The sequence below is a fragment of the Aquidulcibacter paucihalophilus genome (genome assembly GCA_030285985.1).
Lineage (GTDB): Bacteria > Pseudomonadota > Alphaproteobacteria > Caulobacterales > Caulobacteraceae > Brevundimonas.
This window is the reverse complement of record CP127384.1, coordinates 592,379-616,469: the sequence shown is the minus strand read 5'-3', so window position 1 is coordinate 616,469 and position 24,091 is coordinate 592,379. Positions and strand designations below refer to the sequence as shown.

Below are 24,091 nucleotides of genomic sequence, written 5' to 3'. Positions count from 1 at the left end.
TTGCAACCGTTCAGGGGTTTGGCGTGGCGGACAAGAAGGCCGGAGCGGGCGACACTGTCGTCATCAAGAAATACGCCAACCGGCGGCTCTACAACACGGCCACCAGCGCCTATGTGACGCTCGAGGACCTGGCCAGGATGGTCCGCGAGGGCACCGAATTCGTTGTCTTCGACGCCAAGACCAATGACGACCTGACCCGCCAGATCCTGACCCAGATCATCTTCGAGGAAGAGAGCCGCGGCGAGGCCCTGCTTCCGGTCCAGTTCCTGCGCCAGCTGATCGGTTTCTACGGCGGCCAGATGCAGGGGGTCCTGCCCAGCTATCTGGAGATGTCGCTCGACAGCTTCAGCCGGCAGCAGGAGCAGATGCGCGGCCAGTTCTCCAAGGCCTTCGGTGCCGCGCCCGGCGCCGGCATCCTCGACGAGGCCGTCAAGCGCAACATGGCCCTGTTCACCGACGCCATGAAGATGTGGCCCGGCTTCAACGCCCTTACGCCCGGCGGTCAGGCCCCGGGTACGGCACCCGAAGCACGACCCGCGCCCGCCGCCGATCCCCTGGCCGAGATGCGCCGTCAGATGGACGAGATGCGCAGCCAGCTCGACAAGCTGTCGAAGGGCGGCTGACATGGCCGACGAGGTTCGCCCCGTCGGTCCCGTCCAACGCCGCGCGGACCGCCGCTCGGATGAACGGCGCGCCGCCGAGCGCCGGGCCGCCTCCGCCTCGCGCGCCCTCGTGCCCGTGGACTTCCCGGTCGAGGCTGCCGAGCCCCCGGCAAGACCTGCCCCGACCCCGTCTGCGGACGGTGGCGCGGCCGTCTTTGCCGCCCAGATGATCGGACAGACCGGCCAGCGCCGCGGTCTGAAGGGTGGCCCGCCCGTGCTGGACGCCGCCCGCTCGGCCTATCTCGGCGCGGAACATTCAGGGGCCGCCGAGCGCCGCCCCCTGCCGGGCAAGGCGAAAGACACCGACATCTGAGAGCGCGGCACGGTCCTTGCTGAACGAGAGGTTATCAAGCCTCGTTCGGGACCGCCGCAATGCTGACCATCCTCGCCCGCACCATCGACGTCACCGTCGTGGCCCTGATTTTCGTGGCCTTTTCTTAAGCCGATCAGGCGCCGCTGGCGAAGTCCAGGTCCTTGCGGGCCGAGATGATGGTGACGATGAAGCCGGCCAGAACGTCCAGCATGACCATCGTCAGGATCAGGAAGAAGGTCGAGGTCGCGAACCCCTTGAACAGGAGGAAGGCGACCAGGCAGAAGACGAACAGGATCATCGACAGGGCGTGATTGATGATCGCCACCTTCTGGCTGGAGGTGGACTTGAGCAGTTCGAAGAACAGCAGGATCAGCGACAGAAACAGGATCAGGTCGCCCGTGCCGACGTTCCAGGCACTGCCGGACACCATCGGGATCGAGAACAGGGGGTCACTCAACGCCTGCTGGGCCGCCGAGAGTCCGCCGGACCCGAGGACCCCGAACCCGATCACGATGGCGTAGATCACCACGGGGATGAACAGCAGCGGGATGGCGATCAGCATGGCGGGCTCCATCGACGTACGGCCGCGAAACAGCCGCGCTTGTTAACGATGCTTACCCCGGTTCGATCCAAACGGCTACGCCCGCTCGCGCGTCAGGGGAAAGTCAGAATTCGCTGATCGCGCCGGGCCTGCGGGACCGCGTTTTCAGCCACATCACGCCGAGCAGGTCCGACAGCGAAGCCATCAGCCGTCCCCAGTTGGTGTATTTCGACTGGCCGGTCTCGCGGTGACGGTGGTCCACATCGAGATAGAGGTTCTGGTAGCCCTCGCGGATCATCAGGGCCGGCAGATAGCGGTGGATGTGATCGAAATAGGGGAGGCGCAGGAAGATCTCCCGCCGGAACGCCTTCAGGCCGCAGCCCGTGTCGTCCGCGTCGTCGCCCAGCAGTTTGCGGCGGATACGGTTGGCCCACAGCGAGGCCTGCCGCTTGGCCCCGGAATCCTGACGTTTGGCCCGCACGCCGCCGACCAGGGCCACGGAGGACGGCGAGGACGCCAGCAGATCAGCCAGTTTCGGCGCGTCGGCCGGGGGGTTCTGGCCGTCCCCGTCGAGGGTGACCACGATCGCCCCGCGCGCCGCCAGCACGCCGGTGCGGACCGCCCGGCTCTGACCGGCGTTCGAGCCATGGCTGAGCACGCGAAGCGCCGGCAGTTCGGTCATCAGGCCCCGAAGTTCAGCCAGGGTGTCATCGCGCGACGCGTCGTCGACGAACACCATCTCATAGGAGCGGCCCTCGAACGCCGCGGCGATCTCACGGGCCAGGGGGCCGGCCGCGCCCTGTTCGTTGTGGACCGGGACGACGACGGAAATATCGGGGTTCGTTTCGTTCATCCCGGGTGTCTAGCCGGTTTCCGCGCCGGGCGGGAGATGGGCAGCTGCCGCGTCGCGAAAGGGCGTGTTAGGAAGATGAACATGACGCTTTCCGATCTCGACCGATTCATCGCGGGCTGGCGCGGACCCGTGCTCGCCGCCCTTGTGGCGCTGCTGGCGGGTCTGCCAGCCCTGATGCTGCTGCCGCCGCTGGATCGGGACGAGAGCCGGTACGCCCAGGCGACCTCGCAAATGCTGGAGACGGGCGACTTCGTCGACATCCGGTTCCAGGACGATCCCCGCTGGAAGAAGCCGGTCGGCATCTACTGGATGCAGGCGGCCGCGGTCGCGGTGACCTCGAGCGTCGAGAACCGGGACATCGCCCCCTACCGCATCCCGTCCATCCTCGGGGCCATGCTGGCCGCCGCCGCCTGCGCATGGGCCGGGGCTGCCATGTTCGGCCAGAGGGCGGGCTTCCTGGCGGGTGCCATACTGGGGGCCAGCTTCCTGCTGTCGACCGAGGCGGGGATCGCCAAGACCGACGCGATGTTGTGCGGGTCTGTGACCCTGGCCATGGCCGGGCTGGCGCGAATCTATCTGGCGACACGGGCCGGCGAGGTCCCCATCCGGCCGCACAAGCTGATGTTCTGGCTGGGGCTGGGGCTGTCGATCCTGATCAAGGGGCCCATCGGTCTGATCGTTGTAGGGCCCGCCATGATCGCCCTGTCGGTCTGGGATCGGGACGTCAGCTGGCTCAAGCGGCTGGGCTGGGGCTGGGGCCTGCCGCTGGTGGCCCTGATCGTCGGGCCCTGGGCCATCGCCATCACCATCGCCACGGACGGCGGCTTCTGGACCGAGGCCATCGGCGGCGATCTGGCGCCCAAGCTCGCGGGCGGCGACGAGGGCCACGGCGTGCCGCCGGGCCTGTATCTGCTGCTTGCACCGCTGCTGTTCTTCCCCGCCACCCTGCTGCTGCCGGCCGCCCTTTCCACGGGGTGGAGCCGCCGCACCGAGCCGGCGATCCGGTTCCTGGTCTGCTGGCTGGTCCCGGCCTGGCTGATCTTCGAGCTGACGCCGACCAAACTGCCCCACTACACCCTGCCGACCTTCGGCGCCCTCGCCCTGCTGGCCGCCGCCGCCCTGACCCGTCCGGTCGGGAAGATATCCCGCTACGCCGGGGCCGGTCTGACGATCGTGGTCGGCGCCCTGCTGGCCGTCGCCTCCGTCTGGCTGCTGACCGAGTACGGCCGCTCCACAGCCCAGACATGGGCCACGATCACAATCGTCTTCGCCATTCTCGCCAGCCTGATCGGAGCCTTCCTGATGCTCCACCGGGCGGCCATGACCGCCGTGATCGCCTCGATCGCCCTGGGCGTCGTCGCCCACGGTGCGCTTGCGGGTACGCTTCGGCAGTTGCGGCCCCTGTCCGTCGCGCCCCAGCTGGAGAAGGTCCTGCTGGCGGCCAACCTGCACCCGCGTCAGGGCCGGGCCGGGCCGATCGCCGTGACCGGCTTCCATGAGCCCAGCCTCGTCTTCCTGACCGGGCGCGACACCGAGCTGACCGACGCCGCCGGCACCGCCCGCGCCCTGGCGGAAGGTCGGCCCGTCATCGTCGAGGCACGCGACGCCGACGCCTTCCGGGCCGCCGCCGCGGAACTGGGCGTCACCGGCCGGGTCGTGGGCGAGGTCGACGGCCACAACTATTCCAAAGGCGATGACGTCAGCCTGACCGTCTATGCCCCGCCCGGCGGACCGGCGGCGGAGCCGTCGCGGTGAGCCGACCCGTCACCATCGTCGAGGTTGGCCCCCGCGATGGGCTGCAGAACGAGAAGACTGTCCTTGAACCAGCGGTCCGCGCCGAACTGGTGCAACGGCTGGAGGCCGCGGGGGCGCGCCGGATCGAGGCCGTCAGCTTCGTCCATCCGATATATGTGCCGCAGATGGCGGGCGCCGAAGAGGTCATGGCCGCCCTGCCCCACACGGCGGGTCGCAGCCGCATCGGTCTGGTTCTGAACGGCAAGGGCTATGATCGCGCGCTCGGGACGGCGGTGGACGAGGTCAATGTGGCCATGTCCGCCACGGACGGCTTCGGGCTGAAGAACCAGGGCCTGTCGGTCGACCAGCAGGTGCAGATGCTGGCTGACATCATCGCGGGCCGCGCCAATGCCGCGGGTCAACCGGGCGCGACGCCATCCCTGTCCGCCACCCTGTCCTGCGTCTGGGGCTGTCCGTTCGACGGCGAGGTCTCGGCCGAACAGGTCGCCGATCTGGTCGGGCGGATCGCCGAACTGGGCGTCTCGGAAATCGCCCTGGCCGACACCATCGGCGCGGGCGATCCCTGGGCCGTGACGCGCAAGGTGGAGGCGGCCCGCAAAGCAGCGCCCGACGCCGTCCTGCGGCTGCATTTCCACGACACCCGCAACACCGGCCTGGCCAATGCCTATGCGGGGATCGAGGCGGGGGTGAGCGTTCTGGATGCCTCGGTCGGGGGGATCGGCGGCTGTCCCTTCGCCCCGGGTGCCACGGGGAACATCGCCACCGAGGACCTGGTCTATATGCTGGAACGCGCCGGCTATTCGACCGGCTATGACCTCGACGCCCTGATCAATACGGCCCGCTGGATCGGGGAGAAGATCGGCCGCCCGGCCCCGAGCGCGCTGAGCCGGGCGGGCGGGTGGCCACCGCGCCGCAACTGATTTGCGCAAAGGCAGGTCGGCGGGCCTCGCGATGTGGCAGGGTCCGGGTTCGCCGATGGAAACCGTCATGCCGCACACCCTGTTTGCCCAGCGCCTGATGTCCGCGGCCGAGGCCGCCGCCCTGATCCCCTCGGGCGCCCGGGTGGCGATGGGCCTCGGTTTCTCGCAGCCGCCCGCCATCCTCGCCGCCCTGGCGGACCGGGCGCGGGCCGGGCAGGTCGATGATGTCCGCCTCTACTATCTGCTCTCCACCGGCATCGCCGGCGGGACGGTGTTCCAGGACGCGCTGATGGGCCGGATCCGGCCGATGAGCCTGTTCCACAGCGCCATCGAGCGCGGGCTGGAGGCGCGGGCGCGGGCGGCGGGGCGGCCCAATCCGGTGACCTTCATTCCCACCGGCTTCCAGCAGGTCCCGCGCCTGATGCGGGAGGCCGGGGTCAATACCCTGATCTGCACCGTCTCGCCGATGGACGAGGACGGCTTCTTCAGCTTCGGGATCAACACTGACTACAACCAGCCGGTCAGCGCGCACGCCGGGCGGATCATCCTCGAGGTCAATCCGGCGATGCCGCGGGTGTTCGGCGACTGCACCATCCATGTTTCGCGGGTGACGGCGGTGGTCCAGAACGCCGTGCCCCTGCTCGAACTGCCGGTGGCCGCGCCCGCGCCCAGTGACCTCGCCATCGGCGGCCTGATCGCGGACCTGATCGAGGACGGCTCGACGCTGCAGATGGGCATCGGGGCCCTGCCGAACGCCGTCTGCGCGGCCCTGCACGGGCGCCGCGACCTCGGCCTGCACACCGAGATGCTGACGCCGGGGCTGGTCGAGCTGATGCAGCAGGGCGTGATCACCAACGCCCGCAAGACCCTGCATCCGGGCAAGGGGGTATTCTCCTTCTGCATGGGGACGCGGGCCACCTACGACTTCCTCGACGGCAATCGCGACATGGAGGCGTACCCCGTCGACCATGTGAACGATCCGGCGGTCATCGCCCGCAATGACCGGATGATCTCGGTCAATGCCACCCTGCAGGTCGACCTGACCGGGGCCTGCTGTTCGGAGCATCTGAACGGGCGCCAGTTCACGGCCTCGGGTGGCCAGCTGGACTTCGTGCGCGGGGCCTATGCCTCGGCCGGGGGGCGGTCGATCATCGCCTGCCATTCGACGGCGGCGAAGGGGACGGTCTCGCGCATCGTGGCCCGGCTCGACGGACCGGTGACGGTCCCGCGCAACGACGTCCATATCATCGTTACCGAGCATGGCCGGGCCGAACTCAAAGGCAAGAGCGACGCCGAACGCACCCGCGCCCTGATCACCATCGCGGATCCGAAATTCCGCGATGGCCTGGAGCGTTCGGCGCGGGAGACGGGTTTGCTGGACTGACGCACCGGCGCCACGCCGGAGCTTGCCGAGTGAATTGGGGGTGGTCTTTCCGACAGCCTTCGCCTATCAGCGCCCTCCCGAAAACGAGATGACCATGTTCGCCTATCGCCTCAACGCAAGCCTGCCCATGTCGCTCGACCGCCAGCCGGTCGAGGGCAAGGACGCGCGTGCGGAGGGTGTATAGGAGAACAGCCGGTCATTCTGACTTCGGTTTTCCAGCAACCCCTCCCGCCACCGGCCGGAGGGGTTTCTTGTATCCGCAAGACGCCTGACGGTCGGTCCGGGAGGATCAGACAGAGAAGGAGACGTCGGCCATGCGTGGCTATGACGTGATCGAAAACCCGGACCATGTGCCGATCAAGGCGTGGACCCGGGGAGTGCCCATCGAGGATGCGGCGCTGAAGCAGCTGAAGAACGTGGCCTCGCTGCCGTTCATCCACAAACACGTCGCGGTCATGCCCGACGTGCACTGGGGCATGGGCGCGACCGTGGGGTCGGTGATCCCGACCGTGGGGGCCATCATCCCGGCCGCCGTGGGCGTGGACATCGGCTGCGGCATGATGGCGGTGCGGACCTCGATCCGCGCCGAACACCTGCCGGACGACCTGTCGGGCATCCGCTCCGCCATCGAGGCGGCCGTTCCGCACGGCCGGACCGACAACGGCGGGCGCAACGACAAGGGCGCCTGGGCCGGCGAGCCGCCGGCCTCGGCCGTGACCCGCTGGGGCGAGCTCAAGGCCGGCTACGACGCCGTGGTCGAGGCTCATCCCAAGGCGGCGCACCCGCGTGGCTTCGGCCATCTGGGGACGCTGGGCACGGGCAACCACTTCATCGAGCTTTGCCTCGATGAGGCGGGGGACGTGTGGGTGATGCTGCACTCCGGCTCGCGGGGCGTGGGCAACCGGTTCGGGACCTATTTCATCGAACGGGCCAAGCACGAGATGCGGCGCTGGCACATCAACCTGCCGGACCAGGACCTGGCCTATTTCCCGGAAGGGACGGACGGCTTCATCCACTATGTCCGGGCGGTGTCGTGGGCGCAGAAATACGCGCGCGCCAACCGCGAGGTGATGATGGACAGCGTCCTGACCGTGCTGCGCGCGTTCTGGCCGGATCTGGAGACGACGCAGGAAGCGGTGAACTGCCACCACAACTACGTCTCGAAGGAGCGCCATTTCGGCAAGGACGTGTTCCTGACCCGGAAGGGCGCGGTGTCGGCCAAGCTGGATGAACTGGGCATCATCCCCGGCTCGATGGGGGCGAAATCCTTCATCGTGCGCGGCAAGGGCAATGCGGACTCGTTCTGCACCTGCTCGCACGGCGCCGGTCGGGCGATGAGCCGGACCGAGGCCAAGCGGCGCTTCACGGTGGAGGATCACATCCGCGCCACCGAAGGCGTCGAATGCCGCAAGGACGCCGAGGTGATCGACGAAACGCCGATGGCCTACAAGGACATCGACGCGGTCATCGCGGCCCAGACCGACCTGATCGAGGTCGTGCACACCCTGCGTCAGGTGGTGTGCGTCAAGGGATGACGGGAGCCGGTTTCACGCGAGTGGAGCCGGCTTTCGTCGTTCGGGCGGCGCTTTTCAGCAGGCCGTCACAACTTGCTCATGCGGCTCACCGGCCGTGCCGTCAGGATGGGGCTTCATTCAGGAAGCGGGACAGGGCGATGACCATGGCGACGGCGAACAACAGGGAACGGCTCAGTCGATGGCTGCGCATCGCGATCTGGGGCGGGGCGGTCTTCGCCTGGTTGATCCCTGTGGCCGCGAAGCTGATGATCAATATCCCGTGGACCACGTTCGACTTCGTCGCCTGGGGCGTGATGCTGCTCGTCGCCGCCGGAGTCTGCGAGATCGGGCTGAGGCTGTCGGGCGAGCTGGCCTATCGGGCCGGGATGGTGGTGGCGGTGGGGACCAGTTTCCTGATCGTCTGGTCGAACCTCGCCGTCGGCATCATCGGCAATGAAGACAACCCGCTGAACCAGATCTTCTTCGGCGTCATCGCCATCGGGATCATCGGATCGTTCCTGGCCCGCTTCCGGCCGAGCGGCATGGCGCTCGCCATGGCCGTGACCGCGGCGGCGCAGTTCGGGACAGCCTTCGTCGCGCTCGCCGACGGGCAGATCGTCTTCGGCATCGTCGGCGTGTTCTCGCTCGGCTGGCTGCTCGCAGCCTGGCTGTTCCGGGAAGCGGCCAGCCCGACGCGGACCGCCTAGAGGTTCAGCAGCGCCGGGTCGCCGCCCTGGGCGGAGATGTTGTTGCTGATGGCCTTTTCGGACGCGAAGCGGATCAGGCTATAGGGGCCGCCGGCCTTGGGGCCGGTGCCGGAGAGGCCCTCGCCGCCGAAGGGCTGGACGCCGACCACCGCGCCGATGATCGAGCGGTTGATGTAGACGTTGCCGGCGGGGACGAGGCGGGCGACCTCCTCGGCGAAGGCCTCGATCCGGCTGTGCACGCCGAGCGTCAGGCCATAGCCGCGTGCGGCCAGTTTCGACGCCGTCTCCTTCAGCTTCGACGGCTCATAGCGGCAGACGTGCAGGATCGGGCCGAAGACCTCGCGCTCCAGATAGTCGGCGGTCGGGATCTCGGCGATGGTCGGGGCGAACAGGTGGCCCTTGTCGGCGCCGGCGGGCAGTTCGGCGCGGGCGATGATCTTCGCATCGCCTTCGAGCCGCTTCAGGTGGGCCTCGAGCATGGCCCTGGCGTCGGCGTCGATGACGGGGCCGATGTCGGTGGCGGGGTCGGTCGGATCGCCCACGACCTGGGCGGCGAGCGCGCCCTTCAGCCCCTCGATCAGGGCGTCGGCAGCGTCATGCGGGACATAGAGCAGGCGCAGGGCCGAGCAGCGCTGACCCGACGAGCCGAAGGCCGACAGGATGACGTCGTCGATGATCTGTTCCTTCAGCGCCGTCGTGTCGACGAACATGCCGTTGAGGCCGCCGGTCTCGGCGATGAAGGGGATGATGGCACCCGGGCGGGCGGCCAGCGAACGGTTGATCAGGTTGGCGGTGTCCGTGCCGCCGGTGAAGGCGACGCCGTCGATGCCGGGGTGGCTGACCAGTTTCGCGCCAACCGTCTCGCCGCGTCCGGGGACGAGGGCCAGCAGGTTCGGGTCCAGACCGGCCTTGTAATAGAGGCGCACGGCCTCGGCGGCGATCAGGGGCGTCTGTTCGGCGGGCTTGGCCAGGACGGCGTTGCCGGCAGCGAGAGCGGCGGCGATCTGGCCGGTGAAGATGGCCAGCGGGAAATTCCACGGGCTGATGCAGGCGAAGACGCCGCGACCGTGCAGGACCAGCTGGTTGATCTCGCCGACGGGGCCCTTGAGCTCGGTCGGGCCGCCGAAGTCGCGTTCGGCCAGCATGGCGTAGTAGCGGCAGAAGTCGGCGGCCTCGCGGATTTCGGCCACGCCGTCGTTCAGGGTCTTGCCGGCCTCGCGCGAAAGCAGGGCGACCAGCCGGTCCATATCGGCTTCCAGCGCATCGGCCATGGCGCGCAGCACAGCGCCCCGGCCCGCGCCGCCCTTGCGGTCCCAGGCGATCTGGGCGCGGGCGGCGGCGTCGACGGCGGCGTCGATGTCGGCCTCGGTCGCTTCCGAGACATGGCCCAGGACGCGGGTCGTATCGAAGGGATTGGTGACCGGCTGGGCATTGGTCCCGGCCTTGAGCTTGCCGCCGATGATCGGGCCGGCGGTCAGGGTCTCGCTGTCGACCTTCTGCAGCGCGACGGCGTGGCGCTCACGGTCGGCGGCTTGCGAATAGTCGCGGCCCAGCGAGTTCTGGCGGTCCATGTACATGTCCTTCGGGGTCGGGATCTTGGCGTGGCGGTCGGGGTGGGCCTCGACGGCGGAGATGGGGTCGGCGGCGACGGCGGAAGCGGGCACCCGCTCGTCCAGCAAGGCATGGACGAAAGAGGAGTTGGCCCCGTTCTCAAGCAGGCGGCGCACCAGATAGGGCAGCAGGTCCTCATGCCCGCCGACAGGCGCATAGGCGCGGACCGTCACGGGCCCGAAGGCGTCATGGGCGGCGTCATAGAGCGCCTCGCCCATGCCGTGCAGGCGCTGGAATTCGATCTTCACCGCGCGCTCGGACGCCATCTTGTAGACGGCGGCCAGGGAGTGGGCGTTGTGGGTCGCGAACTGGCTGTAGATGTGCGGCGCGGCCTCGATCATCGCCTTCGCGCAGACGAGGTAGTTCAGGTCGGTCGCGGCCTTGGTGGTGAAGACCGGATAGTCGGTGCGGCCGAAGACCTGCGCCCGCTTGATCTCCGTGTCCCAGTAGGCGCCCTTGACCAGACGGACCATCAGACGGCGGCCCGAGGACTTCGCCAGTTCCGAGACGCGACGGATCACCTCGGGGCAGCGCTTCTGATAGGCCTGGACGGCGAGGCCGAGGCCGGTCCAGCCGCCCAGCTCAGGCTCGCGCGCCAGCCGGTCGAGCAGCTTCAGCGACAGGGCCAGCCGGTCGGCCTCTTCGGCGTCCATGGTGAAGTTGATGTCGTACTGAGCCGCGATTCGGGCCAGCCGCAGGATGCGGGGATAGAGCTCGTCCCAGACGCGGGCCTCATGCGTGGCCTCATAGCGGGGCGACAGGGCCGACAGCTTGACCGAGACGCCGTGGCCGGCCTCGGGCCCCTGCCCTTTCGCCGTCTTGCCGACGGCGGTGATGGCGTCGGCGTAGATCTTCTCATAGCGCTCGGCGTCATGGGCGGTGCGGGCACCCTCGCCCAGCATGTCGAAACTGCACAGCCAGCCTTCGCGGTTGGACCGCTTCAGCGCCGCCTCAATGGTCCGGCCGACCACGAACTGCTCACCCATGATGCGCACGGCGGCGGCGACGGCCTCGCGGATGACCGGCTCGCCCAGCCGACCGACGATTCGCTTGAGGAAGCCGGGCAGGTCGGTGCGGGCTTCCTCGTCCACATCGACCAGCTTGCCGGTCAGCATCAGGCCCCAGGTCGAGGCATTGACGAACAGGCTGTCGGACTGGCCGAGGTGGGACGACCAGTCGGCCGAGCCGATCTTTTCGGCGATCAGGCGATCGCGGGTTTCCTCGTCCGGGGTGCGCAGCAGGGCTTCGGCGAGGCACATCAGGGCCAGACCCTCGCGGGTGCCCAGCGAGAATTCCTGCAGGAAGCTCTCGACCACGCCCTGTTTCTTTACGCTGGCGCGGGCCCGTTCGACCAGGCCGATGGCCTCGCCAAGCACGGCGGCGCGCTCGGCCCCGTCCAGCGGCATGTTGGCCAGCAGGCCCCGGACCGTGGCGGTCTCATCCGCGAACTTGCCCTGGTCCAGCGCATCCCAATCCTGGGACAGGGCGACGGGCGGGGAGACGTGTGCGTTCATGGCGGCGTCCTAGACCATTCCGCAACGGAACGGGAGAGGCTGCGGCGTCTCGCCAACGGGCGCACGAGGCGCTAGAGGTTGCGACTGATCAACGGCGGAGCCATCCGGCCCACATGCGCATCGTTCTGGCCACTGACGCCTGGGAGCCCCAGGTCAACGGCGTCGTCCGCACCCTGACCCGGACCATCGCGGAATGCCGCGCCATGGGCCATGAGGTCGAGGTCATCGAACCCAGTCAGTTCAAGACCATCGCCGCCCCGACCTATCCGGAAATCCGGCTGGCACTGGGGGCCGAGGAAGAGATTCGCGAACGTCTGAGGGCGTTGGAGCCGGAGGCGGTGCACATCGCCACCGAGGGACCGATCGGCATCGCCACGCGGCGCATCTGCGTGGAATGGAAGCTGCCGTTCACGACCAGCTATCACACCAAATTCCCGGAATACATCTCGGCCCGGTTCCCGGTCCCGGTACAGGTTGGCTACGCCTATATGAAGTGGTTCCACAAGCCGTCGGGCCGCCTGATGGTGGCCACGCCGACGCTGCGGGACGAACTGCTGGAGCGCGGGTTCCGCAACGTCTCGCCCTGGTCGCGGGGCGTGGACACCGAACAGTTCAACCCCGACCTGCCGCGCATCTATGACGAACTGGGTGGCAAGGACTGGCCCCGGCCCTTCTTCCTCAATGTCGGCCGGGTGGCGGTCGAGAAGAATATCGAGGCCTTCCTCGAAACCGACCTGCCGGGCACCAAGATCGTGGTCGGCGACGGTCCGGCCCGCGCCGAACTGGAACTCAAATACCCCGAGGCCAAATTCCTCGGTGCCCGTTTCGGCGAGGAACTGGCGCGGTGTTTCCGTGACGCCGACGTATTCGTCTTCCCCAGCTGGACCGACACCTTCGGCCTGGTGATTCTCGAGGCCATGGCGGCGGGGACGCCGGTCGCGGCCTATCCGGCCCATGGGCCGATCGACATCATCCCGGGCTCGAACGCCGGCGCGATCCACGAAGACCTGCGCACGGCCTGCCTTGAAGCGCTGAAGTGCGACCGCAAGGCGGTGCGGGCCTATGCCGAGAAATTCAGCTGGCGCGCTTCGGCCGAGGAGTTCGTTCAGAACCTGCAGCCCTATCCCGAGCCCGAACGCGGCCGCTTCTGGCGCAGGCTGCGCCGGGTCGCGCGACTGCGGCGGAAGACGGCGGCTTAACCAGGCATTGCTTTCGTCGTCCCGGCGAATGGCGGGATGACGAAAGAAAAAAGGCCCCGGATCGCTCCGGGGCCTTTCTCGTATCGGAAAGCGGAAGCCCTACTTCGCCGGGGCCGTCATCGCCGTCATCGCCGTGGCGATGGCGCGTTGGGCGGCCAGCTGGTCGGCGGGCAGCGGCACCAGGCCGCGGTCCTGCAGATAGCCGCCGCGACCGGCCGAGGCTTCCGACATGAATTCCATGACGAACGCTTCCAGCCCCGGCGTCACGCCGACATGCTGCTTCTTCACATAAATGTAGAGGCTGCGGGCCAGCGGATAGGTGCCGTCAGCGATGGTCGCGGCCGAGGGGGCGACGCCGTCGATGGTCTCGGCCTTCACCGTGTCGAGGTTCTGCTCGAGGAAGGAGAAGCCGAACACGCCCAGCGAGCCCGGGGTGCGGTTCAGGGTCTGGACGATGGCGTTGTCGTTCTCACCCGAGTCGATCCAGGCGTTGTCCTCGCGCAGGGTGTGGGCGAGCGTTTCGAAGCGATCCTTGTCCGCGTCCTTGATCGCCGCGAGGGCGGGCAGCAGGGCGGCGCCGGGGGCCATGCCCAGTTCAAGGAAGGCGTCGCGCGTGCCCGAGGTGGGCGGCGGGCCATAGACCTGGATACGCTGGGCCGGCAGGCCGGGATTGATCTGGTTCCACATCGTCGCCGGGTTGGCGGCGAAGGCGCCGTTGGCACCGGGCGTTTCCTTGGCGAGCGCCAGGTACAGGTCCTGGAGACGCAGGTTGAAGGCCGCGCCGTTGCGGGCGGTGGCCACGACGATGCCGTCATAGCCGATCTTGATCTCGACGATGTCGGTGACGCCGTTGGTGCGGCACAGCTCGAACTCCGAGGCCTTCATCGGCCGCGAGGCGTTGGCGATGTCGGGGGTGTTGGGGCCGACGCCCTGGCAGAAGGCCTGGATGCCGCCGCCGGTGCCCAGCGATTCGACGCGCGGAGCCGCGCCGCCCGAGGCGCGGGCGAAATTCTCGGCCACGCGGGTGGCGAAGGGGAAGACGGTCGAGGAGCCTGCGGCCCAGATGCCCGCACGGGCGGTCTGGTTGCCGGCGGACTGGTCATTGTTGCAGGCCCCGAGGGCGAGCAGGGCGATCGCCGAGGCGGCGGCGAGCAGGGCGCGGTTCATCGTCAGTCTCCGGAACAAGAGCGGTTTGCGCCGCTTGGACCACAGGTTTGTGACGGAGGGCCAGACGCTAGTGTGACGGTTCGACGACGGGCGCGGCACGGGTCGGGGACGCGAGGCCGCCCGTGTCGTCCTGCACGACCTGCCAGTCATCAATGACATAGCCTTCCTCGGCCAGGCAGGCGCTCATGGCGGTCTGGATCTCGCGCTCCTTGTTCGCGCGCTGGACCCGGGAAACACCGTAGATCGCCAGCGGCGCAAACACGGCCATTCCGATGGTCAGGCCGGCCGCCGCGGCGGCGCTGGCCATGAGCCCGGTGCCGGCCATGGCCGTCCCGGCCGTGGCGACGGCCGCAACCCCGCCGACGGCCAGCCCGCCTGCCGCGGAGCCGCCCCGGCCGGACCGGAAACTCTCCCGCCGTCCCGCCGCGACCTCGGCGGAGCAGACGTGGAACGCGACCTCAAACGCCGCCTGGTCGGCAGGCGCATGGGTCATGACCGGCGAGAAGCCGCGCGGATGGGATGCGCATCCGGTCAGGGTCGCGAGGATGACGGCGGCGGCGGCGGCTTTGCGGAACGTCATGGCTGGGTCCTCCAGGGGAGGAAGCAAGCTACACCGTTCGTGCGGCGCGGATTTGCGGTTCGGCGCGCCACAGCGACAGTTGGTCGATCTCCGCGTCCCTTGAGGGACGCAGATACCGCCTTCGCCGCAACCCCCTAGATGTGGATGGCGTGTCCCAGGGCCCGGAGCGACGCCTCATGGAAGGCCTCGCCGAGGGTCGGATGAACGTGGATGACGCCGGCGACGTCTTCCAGCACCGCGCCCATCTCCAGCATCTGGGCGAAGCTGTTCGACATTTCCGCGACGTGCTGGCCGACGGCCTGGACGCCGAGCAGGCGGTGGTCGGACTTCGACGCCAGCACGCGGACGAAGCCGCCGTCCTCGCCGGCCTCGATGGCCAGGGCGCGGCCGATGGCGGCCAGGGGGAAGACAGCGGTGATGACGTCGTCGCGGCCCTCGACATCCAGCGGGCCGAGGCCGGCGGAGACGATCTCGGGCTCGGTGAAGCAGGCGGCGGCGATGGTGACCGGGTTGAAGACCTTGTTGTGGCCGGCGATGACCTCGGCGACGACCTCGCCCTGGGCGGAGCCCTTGTGGGCCAGCATGGGTTCGCCGGTCAGGTCGCCGACGGCCCAGACGTTGCGCATCGAGGTGGCGCAGCGATCGTCGATCTTCACAAACGGCCCGGCCATGGCCACGCCCATATTCTCCAGACCCCAGCCCTGGGTGCGCGGCTTGCGGCCGACGGTGACGAGGACCTTGTCGGCCTTGAGCTTGAGATCGGTGCCGTCCCTGGTCGTGATGTTCAGCTGGCCCTTCTCGAACGACCCGGCCTTCGCGCCGAGATGCAGTTCGACGCCATGCTTCTCCAGCCATTTGGCGACCGGATCGGTCAGGGCCTTGTCGTAGAGCGGCAACAGGCGGTCGGCCATTTCGACGATGGCGACCTCGGCCCCCAGCTTGCGGAAGGCAATGCCGAGCTCCAGCCCGATATAGCCGCCGCCGACGACGACCAGCTTGCCGGGGACCTTGTCCAGCGACAGGGCCTCGGTCGAGGAGATGACGTCGCCGCCGAACTTCAGGAACGGGAGTTCGACCGGCTCGGAGCCGGTGGCGAGGATGACGTGTTCGGCGCTGATGACGATGTCGCCGTCGGCGGTTTTCACCGTGCAGGTCTTGGCGTCGGTGAAGTGCGCCCAGCCCTTGATGACCTTGACCTTGGACTTCTTCAGCAGGGCGGCGACGCCGGCGTTCAGCTTGCGGACGATGCCGTCCTTCCAGGCCGTGGTCTGGGCCAGGTCGATGGCGGGTTTGGACGCCGTGATGCCCAGCGTGCCGCCGGCGGCAGCCTTGGACACCGTCTCGAATTTCGAGGCGGCGTGGATGATGGCCTTGGACGGAATGCAGCCGACGTTCAGGCAGGTGCCGCCGAGGCCGTCGCCGCCGTCGACCAGCACGGTGTCGAGGCCCAGCTGGCCGCAGCGGATACCGGCGACATAGCCGCCGGTGCCGGCGCCGATGATCAGGACCTTGGTTTTGAGGGTTTCTGCCATGGTTCTCAGCTCATCCAGAGGGTCGCGGGATGCTCCAGCAGGCCCTTGATGCGTTGCACGAAGACCGCTGCGTCGTGGCCGTCGACGATGCGGTGATCGAAGCTGGAGGACAGGTTCATCATCTTGCGCACGACCATCTGGCCGTCCTTGACCACCACACGTTCGGCGATCTTGTTGGGACCGACGATGGCGACCTCGGGGTGGTTGATGATGGGGGTGTGGACGACGCCGCCCAGGGTCCCCAGCGAGGTGATGGTGATGGTCGAGCCCGACAGTTCGTCGCGCTTGGCCGAGCCGTCCTTGGCCGCGCCCGAGACGCGGGCGATCTCCAGCGCCGTATCCCATGGGTCAAGGGATTCGGCGTGGCGGACCACCGGGACCATCAGGCCATTCGGCGTCTGGGCGGCGATGCCCAGGTGGACGGCGGCGTGGGTGGTCAGGACGCCAGCCTCATCATCGTAGTGGGAGTTGATGGTCGGCTGGTCGCGCAGGGCCACGACGATGGCACGGGCGATGAAGGGCAGGACGTTGAGTTTCGGCTGGTCCTTCTTCCGCGTCGCATTGAGGTGGGCGCGGAGTTCCTCGAGGGCGGTGACGTCGATCTCTTCCACATAGGTGATGTGGGGGATGCGGCGGACGCTCTCGGCCATCTTCTCCGCGATCTTGCGGCGCAGACCGATGATGCGGGTTTCGGTGGTGCCTTCGTGACGCTCGTAGGCGGACGAGGTTGATGCTCCGGGTGCGGACGGTGCATGGCCGCCGGAGGCGACCCAGGCGTCGAGGTCGCCGTGCTCGATGCGGCCGGCGGGGCCGGAGCCGGGGACGAACTGGAGCTCGATCCCGAGGTCACGGGCGCGGTTGCGCACGGCGGGGGAGGCGAGCGGGCGTTCGTTGCGGGTTGAGAGGGTTCGTGCGACCGGCGCCCCTCCAGCATCCGTCGCCTTCGGCTTCGGATGGTCGCCCTCCCCGCGGAGCGGGGAGGAGACAGGAGCCGTCTGTCCCCCTGTCAGGGGGACCGAAGCCTGCGGAGCAGGGTTCGAGGGGGGCGGCGCCTCCCCCTGATTGCCCTTGCCCGCGACGCTGAAGCTGACCAGCGGGCCGCCGACGGGCAGCTGATGGCCGGCTTCGCCGTGCAGGGCGACGACGGTGCCGGCGACCGGAGACGTCAGTTCGACCGTGGCCTTGTCGGTCATGACCTCGGCGAGGAGCTGATCCTCGGTGACCGTGTCACCCACCTTGACGTGCCAGCCGACAAGCTCGGCCTCGGCGGTGCCTTCGCCGACGTCGGGGAGTTTGAAGACGAAATTGCCGCCCGATGCGGCAGGGGCGGCGGCGGGCGCGGCCTCGACCTTCGGGGTTTCGGCTTTCGGGGTCGGTGCCGGCTCGGCCTTCGCAGGCACCGGAGCGGCCTCGGCGGACGCATTGCCCGCGCCCTCGACCTCGAACTCCACCAGCGGGGAGCCGACGGCCAGTTGCTGGCCCGGTTCGCCGTGGGCGGCGAGCACCTTGCCGGCGACGGGCGAGGTCAGTTCGACCGTGGCCTTGTCGGTCATGATGTCGGCGATGATCTGGTCCTCGGCGACCATGTCGCCGACCTTAACGTGCCAGCCGACCAGTTCGGCCTCGGCGGTGCCTTCACCGACGTCGGGCAGTTTGAAGACGTAACGACCCATCTCAGCGCCCTCCGGTCATGACGGCCTTCAGGGCCGTGGCGACCCGTTCGGGTCCCGGGAAATATTCCCACTCGAAGGCGTGCGGATAGGGGGTGTCCCAACCGGTCACCCGCGCGATCGGCGCCTCCAGATGATAGAAGCAGCGCTCCTGCACGAGGGCGCTCAGTTCGCCGCCGAAGCCCGAGGTTTTCGGGGCCTCGTGGACGATGACGCAGCGGCCGGTCTTCTTCACGCTGGCCTCGATGGTCTCGATGTCCAGCGGCACGAGGGTGCGCAGGTCGATGACCTCGGCGTCGACGCCGGCATGGTCGGCGCCCGCGAGGCTGACCCAGACCATGGTTCCGTAGGCGAGAATGGTGACGTCATTGCCCTCGCGCATGACGCGGGCCTTGCCGATCGGCTCGACATATTTGCCGGTCGGGACCTGGGCGAGCTCCTGGGCCTTCCAGGGCGACACCGGCTTCTGGTGCCAGCCGTCGAAGGGGCCGTTGTAGAGGCGTTTGGGCTCGAAGAAGATGACCGGGTCGTCGTCCTCGATGGCCGCGGTCAGCAGCCCCTTGGCGTCATAGGGGTTGGACGGAATGACGACCTTGAGGCCGGCGATATGGGTGAACAGGCTTTCGGGCGACTGACTGTGCGTCTGGCCGCCGAAGATGCCGCCGCCGTAGGGCGAACGCACCGTGATCGGGCTGGTGAACTGCCCGCCCGAGCGGTAGCGCAGCTTGGCCGCTTCCGAGACGATCTGGTCGTAGGCAGGATAGATGTAGTCGGCGAACTGGATCTCGACGACGGGACGCAGGCCGTAGGCACCCATGCCGATGGCGGCGGCGACGATGCCGCATTCGCTGATCGGGGCGTCGAAGCTGCGGGTCAGGCCGTGCTTCTTCTGCAGGTGGTCGGTCACGCGGAAGACGCCGCCGAAATAGCCGGCGTCCTCGCCGAAGCTGAGGACGTTGGGGTCCTCGCCCATCTTGATGTCGAGGGCCGAGTTCAGCGCCTGGATCATGTTCATCGGTGCGGTGCTCATGGTCAGACTCCCACCTCGCGCCGCTGTTCGGTGATCCGCCAGTCCTCGGTGGCGTAGACTTCCTCGAACATGGTCTTCACCGAGGGCCGCGACTGGCCGAGGGTGCCGATGGCCTCGGACTCCTTGCCGGCGGCGCGGACCTGTTCGACGGCCTCGGCCTCGGCGGCCGTCTGCTGTTCGTCGGACCATTCGCCCAGGGCGATCAGGTGCTGTTTCAGGCGCATGACGGGGTCGCCGAGCGGCCATTTCTCGGCCTCGTCGGCCGGGCGGTAGCGCAGCGGGTCGTCGGAAGTGGAGTGCGGGGCACCGCGGTAGGTGAAGAGCTCAATGACCGTCGCGCCCTGGTTGGAACGGGCGCGCTCCTCGGCCCACTGGGTCGCGGCCCAGACGGCCAGGAAGTCGTTGCCGTCGACGCGCAGGGCCGGCAGGCCGTAGCCGATGGCCTTGGAGGCGAAGGTGGTCTCAAGCCCGCCGGCGATGCCCTGGAAGGACGAGATGGCCCACTGGTTGTTGACGATGTTGAGGATCACCGGGGCGCGATAGACCGAGGCGAAGGTCAGGGCGTTGTGGAAGTCGCCCTCGGCCGTGGCACCGTCGCCGATCCAGGTGATGGCGATCTTGTCGTCGCCCTTGTAGGCGCTGGCCATGGCCCAGCCGACAGCCTGCGGCACCTGGGTGCCGAGGTTGCCCGAAATGGTGAAGAAGCCGAAGTCCTTGGCCGAATACATGATCGGCAGCTGGCGGCCTTTGATCGGATCCGAGGCGTTGGAATAGATCTGGTTCATCATGGTCGCGAGCGGATAGCCGCGTGCGATCAGAAGGCCCTGCTGGCGATAGGTGGGGAAGCCCATGTCCTCGCGGGACAGGATCATGCCCTGGGCGACGGCGATGGCCTCCTCGCCCGTGCATTTCATATAGAAGCTGGTCTTGCCCTGACGGTGAGCGCGATGCATCCGGTCGTCGAAGGCGCGGGTCAGGATCATGGCCTTGAGGCCCCGACGCAGGGTCTCGGGGTCCAGTTTCGGATTCCACGGGCCGACGGCCTTGCCGTCATCGTCCAGCACGCGGACCAGCCGGAAGGCATGGTCGCGCATGTCGAAGGGCTTCGTGGAAACCTCGGGACGCTCCACCACGCCGGCGGGGTCCAGCTTCAGATGACTGAAGTCCGTCGGGTCTCCGGGCCGGCCCGAAGGCTCGGGCACACGCAGCGAAAGGGCCTGGGTATTGGGCTTTTTCATTCCGTCCTGCCGTTCGGTTGGTCCGACCGCGTTTCCTCGGCTGCGATTTAGCACGCTCTCCCAGGCAAGGCTCGCCTGAATTTGACCTTGCACTGTGCCGATCGGAGGTATTTTATTGCGTCATAACTCGATCAGGAGAAACGCCTTGGCTGACGATCTGGATCCCGTCGACGCCCGTATTCTGGACATCCTGCAGCAGGACGCCGGATTGTCGGTGGCCGAGGTGGCGGACCGGGTCGGCCTGTCGGCCTCGCCGTGCTGGCGGCGCATCAAGAGACTGGAGGATACAGGCTTCATCCGCAAGCGGGTGACGCTGCTGGACGCCACCAAGCTGGGCCTGGATTTCGAGGTCTACGCCATCGTCAAACTGAGCCTGCCCTCGACCGAGAACCTCGACGCCTTCGAGACGGCCGTCTCGGCCTGGCCCGAGGTGGTGCAGTGCGCCACCATCACCGGACGCGAGGACTATGTGCTGCGGATCATCACCTCCGACATGCACGCCTTCGACCAGTTCCTGCGCCACAAGCTGCTCAGCCTCGGCATCGTCTCGGACTGCGAAAGCCATATCGTCACCCGCGGGGTGAAGAATGTGACGGCCCTGCCGCTTGGGATCGTCACGCCGCACGTCAGCTGAGTTACATTACCAATCCTTGAGTTGGCGGCCCTCGCCCGCCGACGGATAGTCGCGGCGACCCTGGGGAGGATCGCCATGCGTATCGTGTCAGCCATAGCCGTGTCCGGCCTTCTGCTTACAGCCGCGTCGGCCTGGGCCCAGACGGCCGTCGAATCAGACGTCGCTGCCTTCCGTCGTCTGCGCGCCGAGGGCGTCGCCGCCGCCAATGCGGACGACCTTGCCCGCGCGACAGGCCTGCTGGCCGAGGCCGACACACGCATTCCCAACCACCCCGGCCTGATGCTGATGCGGGCGCGGCTGGCCGTCGGCGCGGGTCAGCCTGAAGCGGCCATGGCCCAGCTGAACCGCTACGCGGGGGCGGGTCTGGTGATGAACCTGGCAGGGGATCGGGCGCTGTCGGCCCTGACCGGGCATCCGGACTTCGACGCCCTGGCCGCTGTCATCGACGCCAACCGCGCCCCTGTCGGCACAGACCGGCTGTCCGAGGTCGCCCGGATCGACGGCCCTGTCCTTGTGGAAAGCCTGATCCGGGACGAGGCGCGCGGGCGCTGGCTGGTGTCGCAGGTGCGGGGGCGGACGATCGTGGCTCTGGCCGACGACGGGACCGCCTCTCCCTTCCTGGGCGCGGACCCGCAGACGGGCGGCGTGCTGGGCATGGCGATCGACGCCGGGGCGGGGGTGCTGTGGGCCGCCACCTCGCCGCTCGCGCCGTCGGTGCACGGACTGGCCGCGGACGCCGCGCGCCCGGTGCCGGGACTGCTGAAGATAGATCTGGCGACCGGGGCCGTTCTGACGCGTTTCGCGGCGCCGTCCGGACCGCCGGAGCGCGGGCTGGGCGATGTCGTCCGCGCGCCGGACGGGACGATCCACGTCGCCGATTCGGTGACCGGCGAGCTGCTGGTGCTGAGGCCGGGGGCAACGGCGCTGGAGGTACTGCTGCCCGCCGGGACGCTGGGTTCGCCGCAGGGGATGGCGATCACCCCCGACGGGACGGCCCTGATCGTCGCGGACTACTCGTCGGGTCTGTGGCGGGTGGATCGGACGAGCGGCGCGGCGACGCGCCTGCCCCAGCCCGCGATCGACAGCCTGATCGGCGTCGACGGCCTGACCACCGACGGCCGGTTCCTCTACGGTTTCCAGAACGGCGTGGCACCGCAGCGGGTGCTGAAGCTGACGCCCGACGCCGGCTGGGCGTCGATCCTGGGCGTCGAGATTCTGGCCGCCAACCTGCCGATGATCGATGAGCCCACGACAGGGCTGGTCCGGAATCGCGAACTGGTGTTCGTTTCCCGCTCGCAGTGGAGCGATTTCGGCGGTGATGGGGCGCAGACGACGGCCGCCCCCGCGCCGGCCGTCATCGCAAGGCTGCCGCTGGACTGAACGGAGCCTGACATGATCGAAATGGTGATCGACGCCCGCCGCAAGGACCTGGGCGGTTTCGACGTCGGACGGATCCTGCCGTTCCACGCCCGCCGCATGGTCGGCCCCTTCATCTTCCTCGACCAGATGGGGCCGGCCGAGTTCGCACCGGGGTCCGAGGCGATCAACGTCCGCCCTCATCCGCACATCGGCCTGTCGACCCTGACCTATCTTTTCGAGGGCGAGATCATGCACCGGGACAACACCGGCGCGGTCCAGGCCGTGCGGCCGGGCGAGGTCAACTGGATGACGGCCGGCAAGGGCATTGTGCATTCGGAGCGGACCACCCCGACCAAGCGCGCCGAGGGCGGGCCGATGCACGGGATGCAGGCCTGGATCGCCCTGCCCGGCGAGAGCGAGGACTGCGACCCGAGCTTCCATCACTACGCCGGGCCTGACCTGCCGGCCTATGAGAACGCCGGCCTGTTCGCACGGCTGGTGGCGGGCGAGGCCTATGGTGCCTCGGCCCGGGTCAAGACCGCCTCGCCGCTGTTCTATGTCCACTGGGAGCTGGCCGAGGGCGTGCGCACGGCGCCGCCGCCCGGCAAGGGCGCGGGCGGCTATTCGGAGCGGGCGCTCTATGTCGCCAAGGGCGAGATCGAGGTCGGCGACCGGACCTTCCACGAAGGTCAGATGATCGTTCTGGAGCCGACGGCCGAGCCGACCATCAAGGCGATCCGCCCCTCGACCGTCATGGTGCTGGGCGGCGAGCCGATCGGACCGCGGGTGATCTGGTGGAATTTCGTCTCGTCGTCCCAGGCGAAGATCGACGCGGCCAAGGCCGACTGGAAGGCCGGACGCATGGCCCTGCCAGTCGAGGACGACGTGGAATTCATCCCCCTGCCCGACGTGCCCTCCACACCCGAGCCGGCTCCGGCCGTGAAGCCGGAACCGACGCACCCGGTCTGACAGGGCGGCGGGCAGCGCGCCTCCCGAGGCCGGAACCGATTGTCACACCAGCGGCCAAGCTTGTTGACAGGTGAGCCGCCGCGGAGGCACCCAGACCGTGCGGACCGGGCCCCTCTGACGATCGCGTCGATCGTGATGTCGGTCCGCACCGGCGGCGAGGGTTCATGCGTGAACGGTCGCCGCCCTTTAGAGGTGGAACCACCATGTCATCACTGTCCAAGGGCCGTTTCGGCCTCAAAGTCTCTATGCGCCTGGCGCTGCTCTCGGCGCTGGCCGCCGCTGTCCCCGGCGTGGCGCTGGCCCAGGCCTCGCACCAACACCACGCCTGCCCCACGGTCTCCCAGGCGGATGTCGAGAGCCAGTTCGCCAGGTTCAACGATGCCTGGGCAACCGGCAATCCGGACATCGTCACGGCGTTGTTCACGAACGAACCGGTGCTGCTCGCAACGGTTTCCAACACGCCGCGCACGACGCCTGCCATGGTGCGCGACTATTTCGTGAGCTTCCTGCGAAACAAGCCGGTCGGTCGGATCGACACCAGCACGGTCGAGATCGATTGCCAGACGGCTTCCCGGCTCGGCACCTGGACGGTCACCCTGACCGACCCCGCCACCGGCGCCAAGACGGACGTCCGCGCCCGCTATTCGTTCATCTACCGCTTTGAGGGCGGCGACTGGAAGATCGATCATCTGCACTCGTCGATGATGCCGGAAGCCGGCCGCTAGGCGGTTCACCGGAAAACGTTACCCGCCGCGGGCTCCCTCCCGCGGCGGTGCTTTTTCGATCGATGACGATGAAGAGGCTGGTTCCGGTCACGTCGATGGCGTTCCCGTTCAATCCGTCGCGCTCGAAACGGCCCGGGTTTTCGCAGACGGCCCATCTGGATCGACGGGGTGTGTGACCCGCTGCCCCCGTGATCGGCCGTAGCGAGGCCACACG

The 24,091-nt window shown here is 68.4% G+C and carries 22 protein-coding genes; 13 read left to right on the top strand and 9 right to left on the bottom strand.

Going from position 1 to position 24,091, the window contains the following annotated elements; all coding sequences use genetic code 11:
• Window positions 1-23 precede the first annotated feature (23 nt).
• Both phaR and KB221_03090 read left to right on the top strand, forming a co-directional pair.
• Window positions 24-623, top strand: coding sequence for a polyhydroxyalkanoate synthesis repressor PhaR (gene phaR / locus KB221_03095; GenBank protein WIY70017.1), 600 nt, complete (start codon window positions 24-26; stop codon window positions 621-623).
• Window position 624: 1 nt separating this feature from the next.
• Complete coding sequence (locus KB221_03090) at window positions 625-975, top strand: hypothetical protein (GenBank protein WIY70016.1); 351 nt, start codon at window positions 625-627, stop codon at window positions 973-975.
• Window positions 976-1,108: 133 nt separating this feature from the next.
• On the opposite strand, the gene KB221_03085 is transcribed toward KB221_03090, so the two are convergent.
• Complete coding sequence (locus KB221_03085) at window positions 1,109-1,537, bottom strand: hypothetical protein (GenBank protein ID WIY70015.1); 429 nt, start codon at window positions 1,535-1,537, stop codon at window positions 1,109-1,111.
• Window positions 1,538-1,640: 103 nt separating this feature from the next.
• Window positions 1,641-2,369: a glycosyltransferase family 2 protein gene (locus KB221_03080; GenBank protein ID WIY70014.1), complete on the bottom strand. Its 729-nt coding sequence runs from the start codon at window positions 2,367-2,369 to the stop codon at window positions 1,641-1,643.
• Between the two features lie 81 nt (window positions 2,370-2,450).
• Here KB221_03080 and KB221_03075 point away from each other — a divergent pair, with 81 nt between their 5' ends.
• The 6 genes from KB221_03075 to KB221_03050 all read left to right on the top strand — a co-directional run bounded on the left by KB221_03075 (window position 2,451) and on the right by KB221_03050 (window position 8,649).
• Entirely contained in the window at window positions 2,451-4,124 is a 1,674-nt protein-coding gene (locus KB221_03075) for a glycosyltransferase family 39 protein (protein ID WIY70013.1), read from the top strand.
• Window positions 4,121-5,044, top strand: coding sequence for a hydroxymethylglutaryl-CoA lyase (locus KB221_03070; GenBank protein ID WIY70012.1), 924 nt, complete (start codon window positions 4,121-4,123; stop codon window positions 5,042-5,044). Before KB221_03075 ends, KB221_03070 begins: the two co-directional genes overlap by 4 nt.
• 67 nt (window positions 5,045-5,111) lie before the next feature.
• Window positions 5,112-6,428, top strand: a complete 1,317-nt coding sequence (locus KB221_03065; protein ID WIY70011.1) for an acetyl-CoA hydrolase/transferase C-terminal domain-containing protein — start codon at window positions 5,112-5,114, stop codon at window positions 6,426-6,428.
• A gap of 40 nt (window positions 6,429-6,468) precedes the next feature.
• Window positions 6,469-6,612, top strand: a complete 144-nt coding sequence (locus KB221_03060; GenBank protein WIY70010.1) for a hypothetical protein — start codon at window positions 6,469-6,471, stop codon at window positions 6,610-6,612.
• 130 nt (window positions 6,613-6,742) lie between these two features.
• The gene (locus tag KB221_03055; protein WIY70009.1) at window positions 6,743-7,963 is read left to right on the top strand and encodes an RtcB family protein; all 1,221 of its coding nucleotides are present in this window, start codon (window positions 6,743-6,745) and stop codon (window positions 7,961-7,963) included.
• A 137-nt stretch (window positions 7,964-8,100) separates the two neighbouring features.
• The gene (locus tag KB221_03050) at window positions 8,101-8,649 is read left to right on the top strand and encodes a hypothetical protein (GenBank protein ID WIY70008.1); all 549 of its coding nucleotides are present in this window, start codon (window positions 8,101-8,103) and stop codon (window positions 8,647-8,649) included.
• Here KB221_03050 and putA read toward each other — a convergent pair.
• A complete protein-coding gene (gene putA, locus KB221_03045) occupies window positions 8,646-11,774 on the bottom strand; it encodes a bifunctional proline dehydrogenase/L-glutamate gamma-semialdehyde dehydrogenase PutA (protein WIY70007.1) in 3,129 nt (1,042 codons plus the stop codon). The two genes, KB221_03050 and putA, sit on opposite strands and share 4 nt — an antisense overlap.
• Window positions 11,775-11,887: 113 nt before the next feature.
• Between putA and KB221_03040 the strand changes: the two genes are divergently transcribed.
• Entirely contained in the window at window positions 11,888-12,973 is a 1,086-nt protein-coding gene (locus KB221_03040; protein WIY70006.1) for a glycosyltransferase family 1 protein, read from the top strand.
• A gap of 99 nt (window positions 12,974-13,072) precedes the next feature.
• Here the strand turns inward: KB221_03040 and KB221_03035 are convergent, their stop codons facing one another.
• The 6 genes from KB221_03035 to KB221_03010 all read right to left on the bottom strand — a co-directional run bounded on the left by KB221_03035 (window position 13,073) and on the right by KB221_03010 (window position 20,190).
• On the bottom strand, window positions 13,073-14,140 hold the full coding sequence (locus KB221_03035) for a substrate-binding domain-containing protein (protein ID WIY70005.1): 1,068 nt from the start codon (window positions 14,138-14,140) through the stop codon (window positions 13,073-13,075).
• A 67-nt stretch (window positions 14,141-14,207) separates the two neighbouring features.
• Window positions 14,208-14,720 (bottom strand): hypothetical protein, encoded by a 513-nt coding sequence (locus tag KB221_03030; GenBank protein ID WIY70004.1) that lies wholly within the window; start codon window positions 14,718-14,720, stop codon window positions 14,208-14,210.
• Window positions 14,721-14,854: 134 nt separating this feature from the next.
• The gene (gene lpdA / locus KB221_03025) at window positions 14,855-16,252 is read right to left on the bottom strand and encodes a dihydrolipoyl dehydrogenase (GenBank protein ID WIY70003.1); all 1,398 of its coding nucleotides are present in this window, start codon (window positions 16,250-16,252) and stop codon (window positions 14,855-14,857) included.
• 5 nt (window positions 16,253-16,257) lie between these two features.
• Window positions 16,258-17,925 (bottom strand): 2-oxo acid dehydrogenase subunit E2, encoded by a 1,668-nt coding sequence (locus tag KB221_03020; protein WIY70002.1) that lies wholly within the window; start codon window positions 17,923-17,925, stop codon window positions 16,258-16,260.
• Between the two features lies 1 nt (window position 17,926).
• Entirely contained in the window at window positions 17,927-18,952 is a 1,026-nt protein-coding gene (locus tag KB221_03015; protein WIY70001.1) for an alpha-ketoacid dehydrogenase subunit beta, read from the bottom strand.
• Between the two features lie 2 nt (window positions 18,953-18,954).
• On the bottom strand, window positions 18,955-20,190 hold the full coding sequence (locus tag KB221_03010) for a thiamine pyrophosphate-dependent enzyme (protein ID WIY70000.1): 1,236 nt from the start codon (window positions 20,188-20,190) through the stop codon (window positions 18,955-18,957).
• Between the two features lie 145 nt (window positions 20,191-20,335).
• Here KB221_03010 and KB221_03005 point away from each other — a divergent pair, with 145 nt between their 5' ends.
• From KB221_03005 to KB221_02990, 4 genes are all read left to right on the top strand, one after another.
• Window positions 20,336-20,824, top strand: a complete 489-nt coding sequence (locus KB221_03005; protein WIY69999.1) for an Lrp/AsnC family transcriptional regulator — start codon at window positions 20,336-20,338, stop codon at window positions 20,822-20,824.
• 75 nt (window positions 20,825-20,899) lie between these two features.
• Window positions 20,900-22,204, top strand: coding sequence for a hypothetical protein (locus KB221_03000; GenBank protein WIY69998.1), 1,305 nt, complete (start codon window positions 20,900-20,902; stop codon window positions 22,202-22,204).
• Between the two features lie 12 nt (window positions 22,205-22,216).
• The gene (locus KB221_02995) at window positions 22,217-23,152 is read left to right on the top strand and encodes a pirin family protein (protein ID WIY69997.1); all 936 of its coding nucleotides are present in this window, start codon (window positions 22,217-22,219) and stop codon (window positions 23,150-23,152) included.
• A gap of 245 nt (window positions 23,153-23,397) precedes the next feature.
• Window positions 23,398-23,877 carry an SgcJ/EcaC family oxidoreductase gene (locus tag KB221_02990; protein ID WIY69996.1) on the top strand — a complete coding sequence of 160 codons (480 nt, stop codon included), beginning with the start codon at window positions 23,398-23,400 and terminating at the stop codon, window positions 23,875-23,877.
• Window positions 23,878-24,091 lie beyond the last annotated feature (214 nt).

Coding starts and splice junctions, on each gene's coding strand:
- KB221_03090 (WIY70016.1), top strand. CDS start 625: ATGGCCGACGAGGTTCGCCCCGTCGGTCCCGTCCAACGCCGCGCGGAC.
- KB221_03085 (WIY70015.1), bottom strand. CDS start 1,537: ATGCTGATCGCCATCCCGCTGCTGTTCATCCCCGTGGTGATCTACGCC.
- KB221_03080 (WIY70014.1), bottom strand. CDS start 2,369: ATGAACGAAACGAACCCCGATATTTCCGTCGTCGTCCCGGTCCACAAC.
- KB221_03075 (WIY70013.1), top strand. CDS start 2,451: ATGACGCTTTCCGATCTCGACCGATTCATCGCGGGCTGGCGCGGACCC.
- KB221_03065 (WIY70011.1), top strand. CDS start 5,112: ATGCCGCACACCCTGTTTGCCCAGCGCCTGATGTCCGCGGCCGAGGCC.
- KB221_03055 (WIY70009.1), top strand. CDS start 6,743: ATGCGTGGCTATGACGTGATCGAAAACCCGGACCATGTGCCGATCAAG.
- KB221_03050 (WIY70008.1), top strand. CDS start 8,101: ATGACCATGGCGACGGCGAACAACAGGGAACGGCTCAGTCGATGGCTG.
- putA (WIY70007.1), bottom strand. CDS start 11,774: ATGAACGCACACGTCTCCCCGCCCGTCGCCCTGTCCCAGGATTGGGAT.
- KB221_03040 (WIY70006.1), top strand. CDS start 11,888: ATGCGCATCGTTCTGGCCACTGACGCCTGGGAGCCCCAGGTCAACGGC.
- KB221_03035 (WIY70005.1), bottom strand. CDS start 14,140: ATGAACCGCGCCCTGCTCGCCGCCGCCTCGGCGATCGCCCTGCTCGCC.
- KB221_03030 (WIY70004.1), bottom strand. CDS start 14,720: ATGACGTTCCGCAAAGCCGCCGCCGCCGCCGTCATCCTCGCGACCCTG.
- lpdA (WIY70003.1), bottom strand. CDS start 16,252: ATGGCAGAAACCCTCAAAACCAAGGTCCTGATCATCGGCGCCGGCACC.
- KB221_03020 (WIY70002.1), bottom strand. CDS start 17,925: ATGGGTCGTTACGTCTTCAAACTGCCCGACGTCGGTGAAGGCACCGCC.
- KB221_03015 (WIY70001.1), bottom strand. CDS start 18,952: ATGAGCACCGCACCGATGAACATGATCCAGGCGCTGAACTCGGCCCTC.
- KB221_03010 (WIY70000.1), bottom strand. CDS start 20,190: ATGAAAAAGCCCAATACCCAGGCCCTTTCGCTGCGTGTGCCCGAGCCT.
- KB221_03000 (WIY69998.1), top strand. CDS start 20,900: ATGCGTATCGTGTCAGCCATAGCCGTGTCCGGCCTTCTGCTTACAGCC.
- KB221_02995 (WIY69997.1), top strand. CDS start 22,217: ATGATCGAAATGGTGATCGACGCCCGCCGCAAGGACCTGGGCGGTTTC.
- KB221_02990 (WIY69996.1), top strand. CDS start 23,398: ATGCGCCTGGCGCTGCTCTCGGCGCTGGCCGCCGCTGTCCCCGGCGTG.